The sequence below is a fragment of the Bacteroides sp. 3_2_5 genome, assembly GCF_000159855.2.
Classification (GTDB): Bacteria; Bacteroidota; Bacteroidia; order Bacteroidales; family Bacteroidaceae; genus Bacteroides; species Bacteroides fragilis.
In genome coordinates, this window is record NZ_JH636044.1 from 2,950,948 (window position 1) to 2,970,249 (window position 19,302).

At 48.3% G+C, this 19,302-nt stretch carries 17 protein-coding genes; 8 read left to right on the forward strand and 9 right to left on the reverse strand.

What is annotated here, in order from left to right; all coding sequences use genetic code 11:
* The 8 genes from BSHG_RS06100 (at position 1) to BSHG_RS06065 (ending at position 8,781) form a co-directional block, all read left to right on the forward strand.
* A complete protein-coding gene (locus BSHG_RS06100; RefSeq protein ID WP_005788013.1) occupies positions 1 to 561 on the forward strand; it encodes a hypothetical protein in 561 nt (186 codons plus the stop codon).
* A gap of 19 nt (positions 562 to 580) precedes the next feature.
* Positions 581 to 1,198 carry a MotA/TolQ/ExbB proton channel family protein gene (locus BSHG_RS06095; protein ID WP_005793570.1) on the forward strand — a complete coding sequence of 206 codons (618 nt, stop codon included), beginning with the start codon at positions 581 to 583 and terminating at the stop codon, positions 1,196 to 1,198.
* Positions 1,164 to 1,490 carry a DUF2149 domain-containing protein gene (locus BSHG_RS06090; protein ID WP_005788017.1) on the forward strand — a complete coding sequence of 109 codons (327 nt, stop codon included), beginning with the start codon at positions 1,164 to 1,166 and terminating at the stop codon, positions 1,488 to 1,490. Before BSHG_RS06095 ends, BSHG_RS06090 begins: the two co-directional genes overlap by 35 nt.
* Before the next feature lie 100 nt (positions 1,491 to 1,590).
* A complete protein-coding gene (gene cobJ / locus BSHG_RS06085; RefSeq protein ID WP_008660382.1) occupies positions 1,591 to 3,000 on the forward strand; it encodes a precorrin-3B C(17)-methyltransferase in 1,410 nt (469 codons plus the stop codon).
* A 56-nt stretch (positions 3,001 to 3,056) separates the two neighbouring features.
* Complete coding sequence (locus BSHG_RS06080; RefSeq protein ID WP_008660385.1) at positions 3,057 to 4,361, forward strand: bifunctional cobalt-precorrin-7 (C(5))-methyltransferase/cobalt-precorrin-6B (C(15))-methyltransferase; 1,305 nt, start codon at positions 3,057 to 3,059, stop codon at positions 4,359 to 4,361.
* Positions 4,362 to 4,367: 6 nt separating this feature from the next.
* Positions 4,368 to 6,167, forward strand: coding sequence for a precorrin-4 C(11)-methyltransferase (gene cobM, locus BSHG_RS06075; RefSeq protein ID WP_008660387.1), 1,800 nt, complete (start codon positions 4,368 to 4,370; stop codon positions 6,165 to 6,167).
* 2 nt (positions 6,168 to 6,169) lie between these two features.
* The gene (gene cbiD / locus BSHG_RS06070; protein ID WP_008660388.1) at positions 6,170 to 8,098 is read left to right on the forward strand and encodes a cobalt-precorrin-5B (C(1))-methyltransferase CbiD; all 1,929 of its coding nucleotides are present in this window, start codon (positions 6,170 to 6,172) and stop codon (positions 8,096 to 8,098) included.
* Between the two features lie 266 nt (positions 8,099 to 8,364).
* Positions 8,365 to 8,781 carry a hypothetical protein gene (locus tag BSHG_RS06065; RefSeq protein ID WP_005788028.1) on the forward strand — a complete coding sequence of 139 codons (417 nt, stop codon included), beginning with the start codon at positions 8,365 to 8,367 and terminating at the stop codon, positions 8,779 to 8,781.
* 227 nt (positions 8,782 to 9,008) lie between these two features.
* Here BSHG_RS06065 and BSHG_RS06060 read toward each other — a convergent pair whose 3' ends face one another.
* From BSHG_RS06060 to BSHG_RS06030, 9 genes are all read right to left on the reverse strand, one after another.
* Positions 9,009 to 10,217, reverse strand: a complete 1,209-nt coding sequence (locus tag BSHG_RS06060) for a hexokinase family protein (RefSeq protein ID WP_008660391.1) — start codon at positions 10,215 to 10,217, stop codon at positions 9,009 to 9,011.
* Positions 10,218 to 10,562: 345 nt separating this feature from the next.
* On the reverse strand, positions 10,563 to 10,724 hold the full coding sequence (locus BSHG_RS23775; protein WP_080559960.1) for an AAA family ATPase: 162 nt from the start codon (positions 10,722 to 10,724) through the stop codon (positions 10,563 to 10,565).
* Positions 10,699 to 10,887, reverse strand: coding sequence for a hypothetical protein (locus BSHG_RS23780; RefSeq protein WP_005815735.1), 189 nt, complete (start codon positions 10,885 to 10,887; stop codon positions 10,699 to 10,701). Before BSHG_RS23780 ends, BSHG_RS23775 begins: the two co-directional genes overlap by 26 nt.
* Before the next feature lie 94 nt (positions 10,888 to 10,981).
* Positions 10,982 to 13,192 carry a DUF4906 domain-containing protein gene (locus BSHG_RS06050; protein WP_008660393.1) on the reverse strand — a complete coding sequence of 737 codons (2,211 nt, stop codon included), beginning with the start codon at positions 13,190 to 13,192 and terminating at the stop codon, positions 10,982 to 10,984.
* A gap of 35 nt (positions 13,193 to 13,227) precedes the next feature.
* On the reverse strand, positions 13,228 to 13,509 hold the full coding sequence (locus BSHG_RS0220585) for a hypothetical protein (protein WP_232282869.1): 282 nt from the start codon (positions 13,507 to 13,509) through the stop codon (positions 13,228 to 13,230).
* Positions 13,510 to 13,516: 7 nt separating this feature from the next.
* The gene (locus tag BSHG_RS06045) at positions 13,517 to 15,979 is read right to left on the reverse strand and encodes a DUF4906 domain-containing protein (protein ID WP_008660396.1); all 2,463 of its coding nucleotides are present in this window, start codon (positions 15,977 to 15,979) and stop codon (positions 13,517 to 13,519) included.
* 176 nt (positions 15,980 to 16,155) lie between these two features.
* Positions 16,156 to 17,367: a DUF4906 domain-containing protein gene (locus tag BSHG_RS06040; protein ID WP_008660397.1), complete on the reverse strand. Its 1,212-nt coding sequence runs from the start codon at positions 17,365 to 17,367 to the stop codon at positions 16,156 to 16,158.
* Positions 17,351 to 18,358 (reverse strand): hypothetical protein, encoded by a 1,008-nt coding sequence (locus tag BSHG_RS06035; RefSeq protein ID WP_008660399.1) that lies wholly within the window; start codon positions 18,356 to 18,358, stop codon positions 17,351 to 17,353. The genes BSHG_RS06040 and BSHG_RS06035 overlap by 17 nt, the downstream gene beginning before the upstream one ends.
* Before the next feature lie 60 nt (positions 18,359 to 18,418).
* A complete protein-coding gene (locus BSHG_RS06030; protein WP_230582655.1) occupies positions 18,419 to 19,294 on the reverse strand; it encodes a fimbrillin family protein in 876 nt (291 codons plus the stop codon).
* Positions 19,295 to 19,302 lie beyond the last annotated feature (8 nt).

Genomic DNA, 19,302 nt, shown 5'->3' on the forward strand with positions numbered 1-19,302 from the left:
ATGGAACATATCATTCATTTACTAATCGGTTTCATCGTTTTAAGTTTCCTTCTCAAAACCGGTTTCTATCCGCGATGGGGAATCTGGTTGTCAGCACTTGTCTATACGGTTTTCCTTATTTGTATAGGTCCATGGGCTACGGAACAATCGCCAACAGAGATAAACTCTCTGCTGGCCTCTGCCCCACACATACTGACCCTTTCAGTATATGTCACGCTCGAAGCCTCAATAATGATCGCTTTTTGCTTCAACTGTTTTGCAGATACCTCAAAACAGCGGACACTTTTCCAACGGACAGTTACATACATATTGAATTTTTATCCCGGACTGCTAATGGCGGGCATACTAACCTATCTGCTTATACAGTTGTTCTTCGCTTTTCCGGGAGTCAGCTTCGGACTGATCACCGGCATCTCTTCAGTTGCTGTTTTTATACTGATATCCGGACTGAGCCTACTCTTGAAAAACATAGTAGGAGAACGGAAATTACGACTTGAAATACTCTTTATCACCAATCTGTTTATCGTACTGCTTAGTGTCGTTAGCACAGGAAACAACTAAAGAAATAACAATTATAAATATGGAAACAATATCAAATGCGCTTTTCTGGATATCCAACGGGCTACTTGTCCCGGTAGTAGTTCTGTTGTTACTATTCTTTGCGCGTGCTGTACTGCTTGCAGGCGGCTTCTTCGGAGAATTTTATCGTAGGGTACATACTCAAAAATCTCTTGCCGAGCAGTTGGAAGAACTGACTCCCGACAATATCGAAGAAAAAGCGGATTCCCTTACCGGAGACAGAAGTACCCCCGTGCAACGCTGTGTATACAAGCTTTATACGCATCGGGACAATGCAGCTTATTGTGAGCGATTGCTTGCTAACTTTGAAGTAGATGCCGAACAAGAATTGGGACGTTCACGTACATTTGTCAAGCTGGGTCCCATGCTCGGGCTAATGGGTACATTAATCCCAATGGGTCCCGCACTTGTAGGTCTGGCCACAGGAGACATTGCTTCAATGGCCTACAATATGCAAGTAGCATTTGCCACCACTGTAGTAGGTATGGTTATAGCCGCTATCGGAGTGGTCACCCTGCAAATCCGGCAACGTTGGTATGCCCGTGAAATAAACGACCTTGAATTTATCAGTAAAACCCTAATCCATGGCACGAAACAAACTTCTACACAACCAGAATGATACTGACCCAATGGGAACAGTAGCCAACTTATTCGATGTAGCCATGGTTTTTGCTGTGGCATTGATGGTAGCACTCGTCAGCCGATTCAATATGACCGAAATTTTCTCCAAAGAAGATTATACGATGGTAAAGAATCCCGGACAAGAGAACATGGAGATTATCACAAAAGAAGGTAAAGAGATTAAACGATATACTCCATCCGAACAGAAAGAATCATCCGGTAAACGAGGAAAGAAAGTAGGTGTAGCCTATGAACTCGAGAATGGAGAGATCATTTATGTCCCTGAATAAAGGGCAGAAAAAGGATTAATCCGTATCTTTGCCGTTCAAGCCGGTATAGGTATAGTTCAAGCCGGAAATGAATCCAAGAATTTCACTATAGATTATCATTATGAAACAATCCAAAATTATCGTAGCCGGCATTGGGCCGGGAAGCGAACAAGATATCACTCCTGCCGTGCTCGCCGCTGTACGCGAAGCAGATGTAGTGGTGGGATATAAATATTATTTCCGTTTTATACGTGATTTTGTCCGTCCGGACGCCGAGTGTATCGACACCGGGATGAAACGCGAACGTGCCCGCGCCGAACAGGCTTTCGAATATGCCGAACAAGGAAAGACCGTTTGTGTCATTAGCTCCGGAGATGCCGGTATCTATGGCATGACACCCTTGATTTACGAAATGAAACGCGAACGTCAGAGTAACGTAGAGATCATTGCCTTACCGGGAATCAGCGCTTTCCAGAAAGCGGCCTCACTACTTGGTGCACCGATCGGGCATGACTTCTGTGTCATCTCTCTATCAGACCTGATGACACCATGGGAACGTATCGAGCGCCGTATCCTCGCTGCAGCCCAGGCCGACTTTGTGACGGCTGTATACAATCCCAAGAGTGATGGGCGCTATTGGCAAATGTATCGTCTGCGCGAAATCTTTCTGCGCGAAGGACGCTCACCGGAAACCCCTGTAGGCTATGTTCGGCAGGCTGGTCGTGAAGAACAGGAAATACACATCACCACTCTCGCCGCATTCGATCCGGAAACTGTGGATATGTTTACGGTCGTTCTGATTGGTAACTCACAAACATATACATTTAACCAAAACATAATTACTCCACGGGGATACTATCGCGAAACACGCAGTGAAGCAACCGGTATCGGACAAGACATCATGATACGCAGTTTCCGCACCATCGAGACGGAATTGAAGAACCGTGATATTCCACTCGACCGGAAATGGGCCTTATTGCATGCTATCCATACGACAGCCGACTTCGAGATGGAACGTCTGCTTTACACTGATCCCAATGCTGTGGCCTCTCTCTATGACGCCATCCGTACAGGATATCTGCGGACTATTGTAACAGATGTAACGATGGCAGCTTCCGGCATCCGTAAAGGTGCATTGCAGCGTCTGGGTGTAGAAGTGAAATGTTACTTGAACGATGAAAGAGTAGCCGAAATGGCAACTTCAAAGGGGATCACCCGTACACAAGCGGGCATCCGCCTGGCTGTGGAAGAACATCCCGATGCACTCTTTGTCTTTGGTAATGCCCCCACAGCACTGATGGAACTTTGTGATCTGATCCGGAAAGAGAAAGCGCAACCGGCAGGTATCGTAGCCGCTCCCGTAGGGTTTGTCCATGTAGAAGAGTCAAAACACATGACAAAGCCCTTCACCCGCATCCCCAAACTGATTGTGGAAGGACGCAAGGGCGGAAGTAATCTGGCTGCCACCCTGGTAAATGCCATTCTTTGCTATCCCGATGCGGAACAACTCAGACCCGGAAGAGACGTATAGCAGACGACCAGTATACAGACGTTTTATTTATTAGAATCGTTCATTATATAAAAAGAATGAAGACCTCAGAAACAACCCGACCTACTCTTTCTTCTCTCCCTGTCGGGAAGAGAGCGGAAGAGGGTACACCCCATAACCTTTTCACCGTTATAGGTCTCGACGACAGTCCTTCGCCTTACCTCTCACCTTCCGTCAAAGCATTGATAGACCAAGGATGTGTCTTTTCAGGAGGAGCGCGCCATCACGACATTGTTACCCCACTGCTCCCTGCCGGAGCAAAGTGGATCGACATCACCGTTCCTCTCGACCAGGTATTCGCCCGTTATGCAGGACATCCCCATATCATTGTCTTTGCTTCGGGTGACCCTATCTTTTTCGGCTTTGCCAACACGATCCGCCGACGTCTGCCCGATGCGGAGATTCGGCTCTATCCCTCTTTTAACTCTTTGCAAACGCTGGCACACCGATTAGTGATGCCCTACGATGATATGCGCACCATCTCCCTTACCGGACGTCCATGGCATGGATTTGATCGTGCATTGATAGAACGTACTCCCAAGATGGGAATCCTCACCGATCGCGAACATACGCCTGCTACCATTGCAAGCCGGATGCTGGACTATGGTTACAACGATTATACCATGTACATAGGTGAACATCTGGGACATCCGGCAAAAGAACTGATTCGCGGGATGACGCTTGAAGAGGCAGCCGCAGAAACATTTGAATATCCCAATTGCCTGATTTTAACTACAGGTGACGGACTGCAATCTGTAAACGGAGGAATACTCTCCCCTCGCTTCTTCGGCATCCCCGACGAAGCATTCGAACTGCTTGACGGACGTGCCCGGATGATCACCAAAGCCCCTATCCGCCTGCTCACCTTGAGTGCCTTGGAACTAAACCGACGGACTTCTTTCTGGGATATCGGCTTCTGCACCGGCTCCGTCTCTATCGAAGCCCGATTACAATTTCCCCATCTGCATGTCACATCTTTTGAGATCCGCCCCGAAGGCAAGCGACTGATGGAAATCAACAGCCAGCGTTTCGGTACTCCGGGCATTACCACCGTCATCGGTGACTTTCTTGAAACAGATACCGCCATTTATCCCTGTCCCGATGCAGTTTTTATCGGCGGACATGGCGGACGGCTGAAAGAAATCATATCCCGGGTCCGGCATAAGCTTCTTCCCGGAGCACGCATCGTTTTCAACTCCGTATCCGAAGAAAGTAAAACGCATTTCATCGAAGCCGCCAACGAATCCGGACTCTGTTTTCTCGGCGGAACAAGAGTCGCAATAAATGAATATAATCCAATAGAGATCCTGGTGGCTTCAGCTCCGGACTCTCCTTATCTATAAAAATATATGAAAACAGCCATTATTGTCATATCAGAAGCCGGCATAGCACTGGCCAAGACACTGGAACAGGAACTTCCCGAATCAGAGATCTTTTCTACCGGCACAGACACAGATTGCCACTCTATTTCCAATCTTCAGGAGGCCGTTCCTGAGATATTCCATAAATTCGATGCTATTATCTTCATCGGAGCTATGGGAATTTGTATCCGTGCCATTGCTCCCCATATTGAAGACAAGCATAAAGATCCCGCCGTTGTCTGTGTAGACAGCACAGGACGTTATGCTGTCTCTGTCCTGTCCGGACATATTGGTGGAGCCAACGGACTGACCCGGTATGTGGCAAGCATTCTGGGAGCCGAACCTGTGATTACCACCCGGAGTGACCGTACCGGTCTTTGGGCTCTCGATACTCTTGGCAAAAAATACGGTTGGCAAACAGTCCCGGCCGAATCATCGGATATGAATCATCTGATCACACTCTTTGTCGATTGCAAACCAACAGCTCTATTACTCGACATTCGCGACGAAGGCACAACACAGTTGGAACATACCTTGCCTCCTCACGTCGATGTATTCTACAAATTTGAGGATATGGATCTCCGGAAATATGACTTGCTTCTGCTTGTCACTCCATTCATTTACAACACCTCTGACACTCCGGCACTCTACTACGTCCCACCGGTATTGCATATGGGAATCGGACTGGCCCGCGATGCCCATCCGGTGGATACTGTCATTACCCATCTGATGGATGTTGTGGTGCAAGCCAACATGATCCCTCTTGCCATACGTACCGTATCTTCCATTGAAGAAAAAAAAGACGAACCGGTGCTCAAACTACTTGCAGAGGCTTATCAGACCCGGCTTTACACCGCCAGTCAACTCAGCAAAATAGAGGTGCCCACTCCAAGTGAAGTGGTCAACAAGCACATGGGTACTCCCAGTGTATCCGAAGCCTCTGCCCTACTCTCTTCCGGAGGCGGTCCCTTACTCCTACCCAAACAAAAAGGCACTAACTTTACTGTAGCCATCGCCATGGACGCTGCCTCCGTACGTCAAGGACACATCGAAATTGTCGGAGCCGGTCCCGGCGATCCGGAGCTGATCTCCGTACGCGGACGTCGCTTTCTCGAAGAAGCCGACCTGATACTTTATGCCGGCAGTCTCGTCCCCCGCAAACTGACAGAATGTGCCAAAGCCGGTGCTACCATACGCAGTTCGGCTTCCATGACTCTCGAAGAGCAATTTGCCTTGATGAAAGAGTTTTATGACCGTGGACAGTTGGTAGTCCGTCTGCATACAGGCGACCCTTGTATCTATGGTGCCATCCAGGAGCAAATGAATTTCTTCGACCAATATGGTATGCATTACCACATCACTCCGGGGATCTCTTCATTTCAGGCCGCTGCCGCTGCTCTCCAATCCCAATTCACCATTCCGGAGAGGGTACAGACCATCATCCTCACTCGCGGTGAAGGTCGTACACCGATGCCCGAGAAAGAGAAACTCAGCCTGCTGGCACGTTCGCAAAGCACCATGTGCATCTTCCTCAGCGCAGGCGTAGTCGATCAGGTTCAGCGAGAGCTCCTCGAGCACTATCCGCCCACTACACCTGTAGCTGCCTGTTATCATCTGACCTGGAAAGACGAACGCATCTTTCGCGGACAATTACAGGATTTAGCTAAGATCGTAAACGAAAACCATCTGACTCTGACTACCATGATTGTCGTAGGCGATGCCATCGATAATCGGGAAGGACTGTCACGACTATATTCTCACCAATTTAAACACTTATTCCGTAAATAATCATGATACTTATATTTGGAGGAACCACTGAAGGACGGGCTGCCGTCAATGTAATCGAAGAAGCCGGGAAACCTTATTATTACTCAACCAAAGGTGACGAACAGGATATCTACCTGCATCATGGCATACGCCTGAGCGGCGCCATGACCCGGAGAACCCTGAAAGCTTTCTGTCGCCAAAACGACATTCGCCTTTTGATAGATGCCGCCCACCCCTTTGCCGAAAAGCTGCATGATACAGTAACCGATGTTGCGCATGATCTCGGCATTCCCTGCATTCGATACGAACGCATTTACGACCGCTCTTACCTCAACCCGATTTTCGAAGACAACTGCGACCCTGATGATTTGCCTTTTAAATTTGAATATGACAATCGGGATCTGTTGCGCGAGTTGAAGAAAGAAAAAGAGGGTCACAGATTTCTTTTCCTGACAGGCGTCCAGTCCATCGCCCGATTCAAATCTTTATGGACCAAGAAGAAGTATGAATGTTACTTCCGTATTCTCGACCGTGACAGCTCCCGTGAAATAGCCCGTCAAGCCGGATTCCCAGAAGATCATCTGGTGTACTATCATCCCGAAACGGAGAATCTGTCCCAACTCCTGCAAGAACTGTCTCCCCAGGCAGTCGTCCTGAAAGAGAGTGGGAAGTCCGGAGGATTCACCGAAAAGAAAGACATGATCCTGGAATATGGGGCAACTCCTTACATCCTTCTCCATCCCGAATTAGAATATTACGATATAACAGTAGACGGAGTAAACAGTCTCCGCCGTACCCTTGAGAAAATGCTGCCCGATTACTTCCCATTGCGTAGCGGACTCACTACCGGGAGTTGTGCCGCAGCCGCTGCCATAGCTGCTTTTCGAAAACTGAAAAATCCCATACTCGAGGATTTTAACCGGAATATCCATACCGTCCTTCCCAGTGGCGAAACGATTGAGATTCCTTGCCAATCCGTATCCGGAACATTCTCCGACGAGAAAATTGAAGTCAGCGCTACCGTCATCAAAGATGGAGGAGACGACCCCGATGTAACCAGTGGGCTGCCGATTGTAACCACTTTAACCCTGAACCTCGCAGAAGCGAAACAGGCTAATAACGCACCTGTACAAACTCCGGAAACATGGGAATTCGTCTTCCATGGTGGCCCGGGTGTAGGAACAGTTACCCTGCCGGGACTCGGGCTCGAAGTAGGTGGTCCGGCCATTAACGCCACTCCCAGGCAAATGATTATCGACAATCTGAGGAATTGCATCCGGTACTACTATCGATACCTGCCAAACGTTCCCATCCATGTCACCATCTCAGTTCCCGGAGGTGAAGAAGTCGCCGCACGTACTTTCAACCCCCGGCTGGGTGTCGTAGGCGGAATCTCCATCATCGGTACCAGCGGTATTGTGAAACCCTTTTCTTCCGAAGCTTTCGTCCGTTCCATTCGTAAGGAGATGGAAGTGGCACGTGCTACAGGTGCTTGCCGTATTGTCATCAATTCGGGAGCCAAAAGCGAAAAATATATTCGCAATCTCTATCCGGAACTTCCGCCGCAGGCTTTTGTACACTATGGCAATTTCATAGGCGAAACGATCGGAATTGCAGCCGAACTCGGCATCTCGCGGCTGACCTTGGGAGTGATGATGGGTAAAGCTGTGAAACTGGCGGAAGGGCACCTCGACACACACAGCAAGAAAGTCACCATGAACAAGGAGTTCCTCAAAGAAATTGCCCGACGGTGTGGATGTACCCCCTCCAGCATAGAGGCAATCGACCATATCATTCTGGCACGTGAACTTTGGAACATCCTTCCTGAAACCGAACTGCAGGCTTTCTGTTCCCTGTTGATCGAACAATGCCACCGCCACTGCGATGTGCTGCTCCCCAATGGAGAACTAACCATCCTTCTGATTACCGAAGAAGGAAAAATCATACAGTAAGTTCCTGTCTAAGTTAAATCGGTCATAAAAGATCGATTTAACTTAGACTGACAAACAACCAAGAGCATACCTTATTTTGAGGTTAATCCACTGAATGTTAGCAATCTCTATTTTTCAATTTCTATTATGATCCTTCCCATTCAATAAAATTTAAACCGAATACAATAAAAAAGCAATGTAATCCAAGCAGTAATACAAGGTTTATTGCATTTATAGAATATAATTATCAAAACATGAAGTTTAATAGAAAGGAAAAAACTTTTATTATGAAGAAAACTTATTTATGGACGGCCATGCTTTGCACGGCAATAGCATTTTCGGCATGCAAATCCAATAAAGCCGGACAGGACACCGCAAGCGAAGCAAAGACTGAAGAAGCAGTTATACCGGGAAGTGATAAAGACGAACACGGTTGCGTCGGCTCTGCCGGATACGTATGGAGTGAAGTGAAGAAAGATTGTATTCGTCCCTTCGAAGCAGGACTGAAAATCAGCGAAACCCAAAAAGACAATGCTACTTACGCCACTTACATCGTATTTGCTGCCGACTCTGTGCAAGCAGAACTCTACACACCCGAGTCTGAAGGAAGTATCCTGCTCGAACGTGCGGACAACCAATGGAAAAACGATACGATCAGCGTCAGTTGCAAGAACGGTCAATGGAGCATTTCTAAACAGAAATAAAAAAACACCTCGCCCCGAAAAAGCTGTCTCAAATTAGATAATCGCTAATTTACCGGCCGGTAACATCGTCATCTCAATTTTTCTTTGCAATGTAGAAGCCCGATCCGGGCGCATCCACTCTACGCAAAATAAGTCCATCCCGGTCAGACTAACCTCGACGGGCGAGGTTTACAGTTTGTATTTGTCCCGATGAATATTTCATCAGGGCAAATACAAACTGTCTACAATCAGGATAATGCCGCAATCCCCGTTCCTATCAGATTGGCATTATCCATACTATTAATATGAACTTCGACATCTTCCAGTTCAAGCTCACGAAGAAGTTCCTGCAATTTCTCCATTACAAGGATATTATAGTTTTTATCTTTCCGACTTTCACTCCAGAAAAGACTGCCCTCGGCAATCAGACAAACCCGATGGATATCTCGATTATACGATTTCAGCAATGCGATTAATCCGGCAAGAGAGGCAGCGACGAGCTGGGCCGATCTGTTATAGATCCAATGGGCTACCTGAACATAGATATCTTTGTGTATATCAGGATAATTCATAATAGCAGTCAGTTTCCTTGCATCAAATTTCTCTTCAAATTCTTCCAAAGGGAAAGCTGCTTTCAGGATATCTCCCAGATACATGCCGGATACCGCTTTCTCAAAACGCTGTTTACCCAAACTGTCAGAAGTTGCGTCAACAGTATCGTCCACCGCAGTCAGGAAGGGAGGATAAAAGTTTCCCGATTCCAGATTGACCGGAATCAAGCCTTGTACGTGACATTCCGGGTCCAACTTCGTTATCTTGTCAGACGGAATAAAAGTTGCCATATTTGTACCTGTCCCTACAATCAGGCCAATATAAGCATCATAGCTTTTGTCGGTAAGCCCGGCAAATAAACTGGCAATCGTGTCATTCAGCACTTTAACTCCTGTAAATCTGATTTTATTTTTTTCATTCAGGTAGTCGAGTAAGGGTTTCCCAACAAACTGTCCCACCATTTCCCGAATGTCTACCCCCTTGGTCCAACGAAGCAATCTTGCATCGCCTCCCGGTATCGATTCGGTCGGATAAGAAAAACAATAACCGATAGGCATTTCCTCTTCCCGCTTTATTTCAACAATCAGGTCGGCCAACTCTTTGAACAACTCTTCACGGGTATAACCGGGCGACTTCATAATCGACATATCCTTCTTCCAACCATTATTGGGATAGATGATTGGCTTTTCGGTTGAGAAATCGACAATTGCCACTCTATAGTTGGTACCTCCCAGGTCCAGAACCAAAGCCTTGCCTTTAACATCGGTCGCCTTAGGTAAAATAAAGGTAGGAATACATTGTATTTCAGCATTATTCTTATTTAATCCCTCTTCCACTTTCTCCCGGAATGTGTGTGCGATTCCTTTCAGTTGTTCATTGTCCAGTTTGAAAATATTCTTCTCCATGATATTAATTTTATGTATGGATTATCTTATATCTGTAAATAACAACTGAAGATGAATTTTGCTCAAAAGGCAATTTGTTTTAATGCTTTCATCACAGAGTAGCACGGAGTGGACCCTACAAGATCGACTCTGTGTTACTTTGTGGTAATCAGTCTCCGTTCCTATTCCTGTACACAACGAGTGGTGTGCGCATCATAATCCTGTTATCCAGCAACCGCGATTATATTATCGGATATCCGGTGAACCTCAAATAAGTGCGGTTCTCCGTTGCGTCATACTTCAGCAACATTCCTCCATCTGACAGCGCAGTGGCTGGAATACTGCTATTATAACCGGCCAGCACCTTTAGATCTGCTTCTGTGGGTATACGCCAGCCTGCCGGACAAGGATCGTGTACCGTTTTCGACCCGTCGAGAGCATATTCAGCACACTGAAAGGATTGAACATCCCCTCCCAGTTGCGATAGTTGAAGTGATAACCGTCATATCGGCGGGTAAACTTTTCCATCGTTTCCTCGTACGTCTGTCCGTTCGCACAGGGTAGTATAAGCCGGATGAAGGCTGATGTCCTGCAACTGGTTCAGATTACTGAAGTAACCCTCTGTATGGAGTTTCTCAAAATTTTGTATTCCAATCGGAAGTTTACGAGAGATCATAGAATCTACATTCATATCCACTTTATTTTTAGATCATCGCTATTATGCACAAAGATCGAAATTGTTTTCCGTTATTCCAGTATGTCAAAGATCGAAATTGATTCCTCTGTCAGTCCTTTTCCTGTATGCAACGCAAAGGAAGCATCGCACTCAAAGTCCCTTCATTATTAATTCCATTGATACCTCTCCGTTGATCAGATGCTGTAGAAACCAACTGTAAATGCCTCGCCTGATAAGTATTACCATTTTTAGCACAATTACAACACCATATAAAATCGAAATAACCTATTTGGACAAACACTCTGTCAGCATAATATCCACACAATCGGAAATAGGTAGTCTTCGACTGATCCGTCTCATCATAGCGCAATACAAAACCTTTATCGGCTCCTTGCGTATTATAATTATTCATATTCATATTATTAGTCGAATAGCTCGGCAACGTCCCATTATACCCCTTATCACTGAACAAAGAGTAATACTCCTCCGCCTTCGCTACCCGCCATCCCGCCGGACACGGATCATGCACAGTCTTAACGGTAGCCCAGGCACCGGATATCGAACTGGTGACATCATCTGTGAACCAATACTGGCTTCCCGACGGTTTATAGGCAGTCAAAGGATTCCGGTATGCCATCTGATAACCGGCTCGTCCGTTGTATGACGGATCGAATGGTAAAAACTTCACCCCGTCCGACCCATATAAACTCATGATACCCACTATCGGTTCCGTTATCTTTGCCGGTAAATTCACCGTTTTAATCGGCTTATTCGAATAACTGCTCGGATACGGGTCTTTTCTCCCCCACTGATATTGAAATCCATGTGTTTTAAACTTCTCTACATCCGAAGGAGGAACTCCTGTATACCCTGCCATCGCCCCCAAATCCCGGTCCATCATCGGCCGTTGATCCGAATGGTTGCCATACGTAAACTTCAGTTTTCTTTTAGTCAACGGTTCCTGCACATCCACATTACCCGTAGCGTCCGGATGATAATCCGTCACCCACACATGCCAGCTCCACAGTATGTTATCACTACTATCATAAGCCGCAATCACACCGCTTCCGCCCGTCGTGCCCGGAGCCACCCGGCAATAAATGCGGCATTGCCCCTTATCGGTAACGGGATTCTGTCCCACTGCCGTTCCGTCCGTACGCTTGATGTCTACAATGTTCGTATGGTCCTCAGCAGAGTTGACGATACCCATCACCGGCTCGCCGATGTCCCCGTCCTCTTTCGTCTGCCAGAGAAGTTTCACCTTAACGATGCCTCCCCCTTGGCACCAGCCCTTCAAGGTTTCATTCGTTTTCTCTGTTCCGTCACTCTGATAAACCAACGGGTCGAAGCAGAAACCCCCACCGGGAGCCACCATAAAGCAATTGGCCGTCGGAACCGGATTGTCATTGTTCTCAGAAGCGGGCACGGGATCGATGTAGGTCACACGTTTGTCATTCGTCGGGATACCCGTATGGCTAAAACTCACCGCATAGCTGTACTCCGTATTATTGTTCAGGCTGAAATCCGAGGACGTTTTCCCGCCGATGTACACACGATAATCCAGTTTCTTTTTGGGATCCGTGGTATTCACGGCTACAAAGTTCAGAAAAGAGCTTCCCTTCGGCGCGTTCGCTTTCGTGCGTTGCAGATCGGAGTTTGCCGCAGGAGATTCGCCGCGTACATTGGCCGGGATCCAGCAAGAATAAGAATTGCCTTTACTCATATCGATCTCTACTGTATGAAACTGGTCCAGAATAGAGGGATAAGTGCCATTCGAGTCTGCTGTGGGAACCAGCGTATAGTTCAACGGGACGCTCTGCAACAGGACTTGTTTCAGTTCATAACCGCTCACGGTGTAGTTCCAGCTCACCGTCAGTCGTGCAGCCAGGCGCTTCAGCAAGAGGCGGGTATCATAACTGCCCTCCGGACTCTGAATGACAGCCTTACCGTCAGTTCCCGTCACCACGTTTACATGTTCCAGATGGAGCACATAAGGCATGGCGTCGATAGCGTCTGCTGTCGAAGGATCGATCTGATTGATTATCGAAGCATCTATATCCATACTCTTTACCCCCTTTGTACTTTCTGTATCTTCCAGATTCTTACCAACTAAAGTTTTTACCGCATCCTTGTTTCCACGTGCCACCACCAGCAATTGACAGTCATTCATCACATTCAGCGTCACATCCAGGTGGGTGCCGAGTTCTACAGTGCCATAACTGTTACCATTCTGATAGGTCCCGTTTCTATTGTATTGGAGTATCTCCAGATTATACAGCTTAGTGGGAACGGCCGGGACGCCACGGGTAACTGCGTCCACTGCCTGAGTTACATCAAAAGCGGCAGCACCTGTTTTTAACGGCGAGCCGTTGAGGCGAGCCGTTGAGGCGAGCCGTTGAGGCGAGCCGTTGAGGCGAGCCGTTGAGGCGAGCCGTTGAGGCGAGCCGTTGAGGCGAGCCGTTGACCTCCTTCATTATTTGAATCTTCGGCAAAGCCGAAGACCAGCGATACCGTCACCTCTTCACCTTCAGGAAAAGGAACAGTACCCTCCGGACGATCTTCACATCCACTCAACCCTCCAAGAAGCGTCATGCCTCCCAAGAGCATTAACCATTTATTCTTCCAAATCTGTTTCATATCATTATTATTCTTGTACACATCGAAACGGATAAGGCTCACCGATCATTCCCCAAGCATTATTCGGAGTACTCAATTCTCCTGCTGCTATTTTTGTATAATATATCCGGTAATTATTGCCATTCTTTGCTATCGTATTCGTTCCTTCGTATCCGGCTGCACTTCCATTAAATATCAATTTTCCATCGCTAAAGGATCGGTATGCCGTAACCGGAAACCAGGCTGTATTATCTTCTGTACGAGGAGAGGGCACACCATTCCCACCGGATACATTATACAGACGTCCACCCCGATCGTGTGTACTACCATTTTCCACAAACGTTCCATTCACATTAAACCAATATGCCTGGCTCTTGCCCCAGCCATTATACACTGTTTGATGGGGAATCTTCCATCCTGCCGGACAAGGGTCATAAAGAGTTTTAGAGTTATTATACAAATACTGATAGTCCGCAGTAGTTTCATTCAAACTATACCAAGAGCATTTGCTTTGGTTCTGATCGCTGCTCGAACCTGTTATAATATGGTCGGGATGTTCAATGACATATTGCAGCGTATTGCCATTTACTAATGTTATATCGGAGTAAGCGACCTTTTCCAGTTGTACCCCTCGTCCTTCTCCATCATAAATAACATTGAGTTCATTCGCCGTTCCGTCTGTCGACCCCAAGAACGGATCCTTGCGTCCCCAATAGTACAAATAGCCTATCCGCCTTGCAAATTCCAGCAATGAAGCATTCTCACCGGGAAATCCTCCGGCAGTCGCGCACAGGTTTCGGTCCATAATCACCTTCCCGACATGCATTCCACTGCTTTTGAAAGCCGCAGTGGCATATTGATGCACGCTTCCGTTCTGTGTCAACTGTTGTGCCTGGGCATAAGTGACAGAGGAAGTAATCCCCTGCGGTACATAATCGGTTATCCAGAGATGCCAGCTCCATACTATTTTACTGCCGGAATAGGCGGCAATCAAGGCATTTCCTCCTTTGCTCACCGGCACTTTGACGTGGATACGGGCTTTTTGCAAATCACCTCCGTCAGTGATACGCGCCAGATTCGAATGGTCGTCTCCACTGATGGCATACCCCATCACCAAATCGCCCGATGTAGCATCGTCTTTCGTCTGCCAGACCAACTTAACATCCGTTATTTTTTTGTTATCGGCCAGCGTCGAACCATCCGTCAGATGTGTATTCCAACCACTCAGCGGAACATTGTAACCATTCATCTTCGCTTCATGCTTATACGGATTAAAACAGATATTCGTACCGGGTTTCATCATGAAGCAGTTGGATGTCTCCACCAGATTGGTGCTTTGCACCGGACTTTGGTCCAGCAGTTGAATGCGTTTATCCGTCTGGTAAGCCGTCGATTTGACGGAAAGTTTCCACGTGTAATCCTTGTTTTCATAGAGGTTGAAGTCCGTTGATTCCTGTCCGCCCAAGTAAGCACGATAATAGAGCCGTTCTTTCTTGACGGCATTGTCCACCACCAGTTCTACATACGATGCGGCGGTGGGGGCATTCTCTTTTGTACGGTAATAAGGTGAAGTGGCCTTCGCCGAAGTGCCGCGCACGTTGGCAGGTATCCACACGGTCTTCTTTCCCGCCGCCAACTCTGAGGCATTCGTCAGCCGATAGTAATCGATAAACTCAACTACTTCGGACGGATAGGTCATACCCCACTGCGTCTCCACCGGTGATGCAAGCAACCGGAAGGCTGCGGGGATCTGGCAAAGTTTCACCTCTTTCAGGGCATAACCCGCGTTTTTCAGCGCAGCATCTATTTCCCAGTTCACCGTCAGCCGTGTTGCCAGCCGCCTGAGCAGCAGACGGGCGTCATAGCTCCCGTCCGGACTTTGAAGTTTACCATCGCTCGTCACGTTCACGCACGGCAGATGGAGCATATAAGGCATCTTGTTGATATCATCCTGCGTAAAACCTTCGGCGGGAATCGTCTTTTTGAAAAGATCGGCGTCCATCACCTGTTGTTGCACATTGGCGAGGCTGCCGCCGATACTCGGGGTCGTATTTCCTTTCCCGCAGACAATCACCACCAACTGGCAGTTCGTGGCCGGTGTCAATGTCACCAGGGTAGAGAAATCCGTTCCCGCAGTGATCTGCTCTTTGGATTGCACACTGCCCATCAGAGTCCCGTCAGCCTTATATTGCATCAAATAGAACTGGTACAGCGCATCCGGATGACTCGGTTCCGTTGCACGGGTCCGCACGGCAGGCACCGGCCGGGCGGTGAACGCACCGTCCTGCCCGGAATCACTCCCCCGTGTGTCGGCAGAGGCAGAAAGGTTATACCCGTCCTCTTCATCGGCAAAGCCGAAACATAGGGATACCTCCACGGGCTTCGTGTCGGCATCGACCGGCACGACATCCGCCCGCTCTTCACAAGCCGCTATGCCCAACAGGCAGACAAGCACCGGTAGCTTCCACAGATTTTTAGAAGTATGTTTCATATTGGTATGTTTGTTTTAAGTTCACCACAGATTACACGGATTTTCACTGATTAATTATTTATATTCCGATTAATTATTTATATTTCACTGATAATCAAGCTCAATCGAATCAAAGATTCGGTGTTGATCTGTGAAAATCGGTGTAATCTGTGATGAATCAAGTTCATTTCTGTCTTTTATTTGAAAACTACATTGTTCACCGGAAGCACCTCCACAGCATCAAACATCACTACGTTACCGTCCGTGATCGTCACACGCACATCGGCGCTGTTGGCGCCACTGATATTGACGGTGAGGTTATAAAGGTAATCTCTGCGGATGTTGTAGTCAGTCATCAGGTTGCCGCCCAAATGCAGGAGATAGTTCACGCCGATAGAGTCTTTTGCGCCCGCATACACATATTTACCCGACAGCTTGATGTACGTACAGTAGTCCAATGTTCCGTCCGGCCCTTTAGCCGGAATGCTCTTTTCCATAAACGAGGCGGCTGTTCCCATTCCCCGTAAGTTTTCCGGCATATAGAATTCGAAAGAAGAAGACGAAGCCCAATTAGTAGTGATCTCTGTTCCGTTTGTGGATGTGATAGCCGTAGAACCATCGTTATCCGCAGGATACTTATCTTTAATACTTCCGCCTCCCCGCGTATAGAGCGCCATGTGTGTGGGTACATTGTAGAGGGAGACGGACTTGACGACAAGGTTACTCGGATTCTTTGGGTCTGCCAGATCTCCCATTTTCTTCCAGGACAAGGAAATCGTGGCGTAAGCCCGCCGCAAGGGAACCACCAGCGGTATCACACCCGGTTTATTGGGATCGGGCTTATATTCCAGCGGCCCCGATGTCAACAGGGACGGCTTGTTCCTATAACCGGAAAAGGGCACCGTTTTCGCCTTCAGTTCCGCTTCGGTTCCGGTGAAGCCGCTCAGGAACGACTGGTCCACATTGGCAATGACATAGAAGCGACTCTCCGCCTGGACGAAAGCAACATCATCATTCTTGGTGTTGACCTCAATCGTCTGATTGCTTCCCGGATTTCCAATCGTACCAAAAAAAGCTTTCTGCTTCAGCTTTGACACTCCGCTCTCGGTGGCGTATTGCAGCACCCAGATCGTGTTAACAGGAATATTGTTAATCTCTCCGCGCGTATCCACCGTCAGCTCCGGAGGCAGTTTCAGAACTAATCGAAGCTCCTCGGAAGTCTCTACGGATTCCTCGCTGCATCCCGCCAGCAAGCCGGAAACCGTCCATAGGCCGGAAACCGCCAGCAGGCAACCGAGTGCCCATTTGCCCGTCCATCGTCGTATGTATTGTCTTTTTGCCATTCTGTTTTGATCTGATTCTAAATATGATAATTGTATATGAATATGCCGGTTATTTTCCCATTTCATCCGAATCGAGCGTTACGGTCGATTCATATTCGCCTATCGCCAACGTCAAGTCGGCGGGGTCGAGTATGCCATAGAACGTCAGTGTGAAGTCGAACGTATAGGTCATGCCCGGCAGCAACACCTTCTGGATCTCCGCCGGATAAGTCTCGGTCAATGTCTTATCCCCATTATCTTTGTAACCTACCGTCAGATTCACATCAAAAGAAATCATGGCCGATCCGTCTACCGGAAGCACCACAACCGGCGTACTGACTCGTGGAATGGTAACTGTTTGCCCTGTCGTATTATATGTGAATCCGGTGAAGGTCTGAGTAGTGGCAAATGTTTCATTCGCTACCGTCCCCCAGGCAGTACTGCCCAACGTGTAAGGCAACGACGCCCGGAGTCCTCCCATCTTGAAGGAGTTCACCACCAAGCTGGTAGGAGTAACCGGATGGGTTCCACTTTTTGCCGCCACACTCACTTTAATCTGTGCTCCCAAGCGTTTAAAGGGAGCCGGCAGCACTACGTCCATCATGTTTTCTCCCGTTTGGTTGGGTTGCACCACGATCCCTTTCAGGCTGGTGTACATAAAGTCTTTTCCGTTCGACACCTGAATTGTACCGTCCGTTTTCAGTTCGGGCACTTCCGTCGAAGAGTTGTACGATACCAGATAAAGGTCGTACGTTCCGCGATACAGATAGAGTTCGCCCGTAGCCACTCCACCCTTTACCGTATATACTTTATGATCCAGCGGTTCCGTCGTCGTGGTAGACGCACCTGCGGGGAAAGCATAGATACAGAAAGTCTTTCCATCCGCCATATCCGTTGCCGCATCGGCACGGGTCGAAGCCTCGTCCGCCTCCGCCCGGTAAAGAGAGAAGCGGAGCGATACCGGATCTCCCTCCTCCGTGCCGGGTTCCCCGGGAGCCTGTTCCGAACATCCTGTCAGTCCCGGCGCTCCCAGCAAGCAAAGGCAACACCCTATCCAAAGTTTCAGTCTTTTATTCATCGTTTCTTGTTTTAGTTCACCACAGAGTACACAGAGTAACACGGAGTGGATCGTTTTCCACTAAATCCCGATACTCGTGTTCTGGTTCGCATCGTTCTTCCAGTCCTCTATCTGTACCGAGCTCAGGGTACCTCCCATTTTGTCCACCGTAATCAGATAGACATAATGCTTTCCCGCCTCCCACTGCGCTGTCAGCGATTGGGTTTCAAACGTATGCGCTTTCGCGGCAGCTTCTCCGTCCACACATACTTTGAGCCGGAACGAGAGCACCGTTTCTTCTTTCGCCATCGGCGCCACGAGGCAGGTCACGTTCGGTCCTTTCTGGTTTTCTTTCAGCTTCAACTCCACGCCACTCGCCTGCGCCAGTGTCAGTGTCGAAATATCCGACAGACTGTTCAGCAATCCGCTTTTCAGGTTCATCGTCCCGATGCCTGTCCGCAGACGGTTGGTTCCGCTCAGCACATCCACCTGTATCAGCTTTAGCGCTTCGGTGGCCGAAGCCGACTTCACGATATGGAAACTGACTTTGGCCAACGCGTGCTTCATCTTGAAGCTGACGGTTCTCGAGGAAAGTGTTGCCGTGACGGGGGCTGTCCCCGTATCCGTACCCACACCGTAGAGATAATCGGCCTGCCCGGTAGCGAGAAAATCAGTCAATGACGACGGAAGGTTCACCGCCGTCGTATGTTCACCGTCACCGGACGCTTGGATGGCTGCGGGAGGATAATAGGCGTATAGCAAGGCATCACCCGAAGTGCTGTTCATGATCGTCTGCTTGTCCGGAGTCCAGACTCCTTCTTTCAAGGAGAATGTCATCAGTGGATTGTCTCCATACGCCTTGTGTGCGGTATTGGTGGCATACACGTCCACCTCGGTGATAGCGGTTGCTTCCGCACGGGTGATGCTCTCCTCTCCCTCCACTTCGATCCGCTGCAATTCCAGCG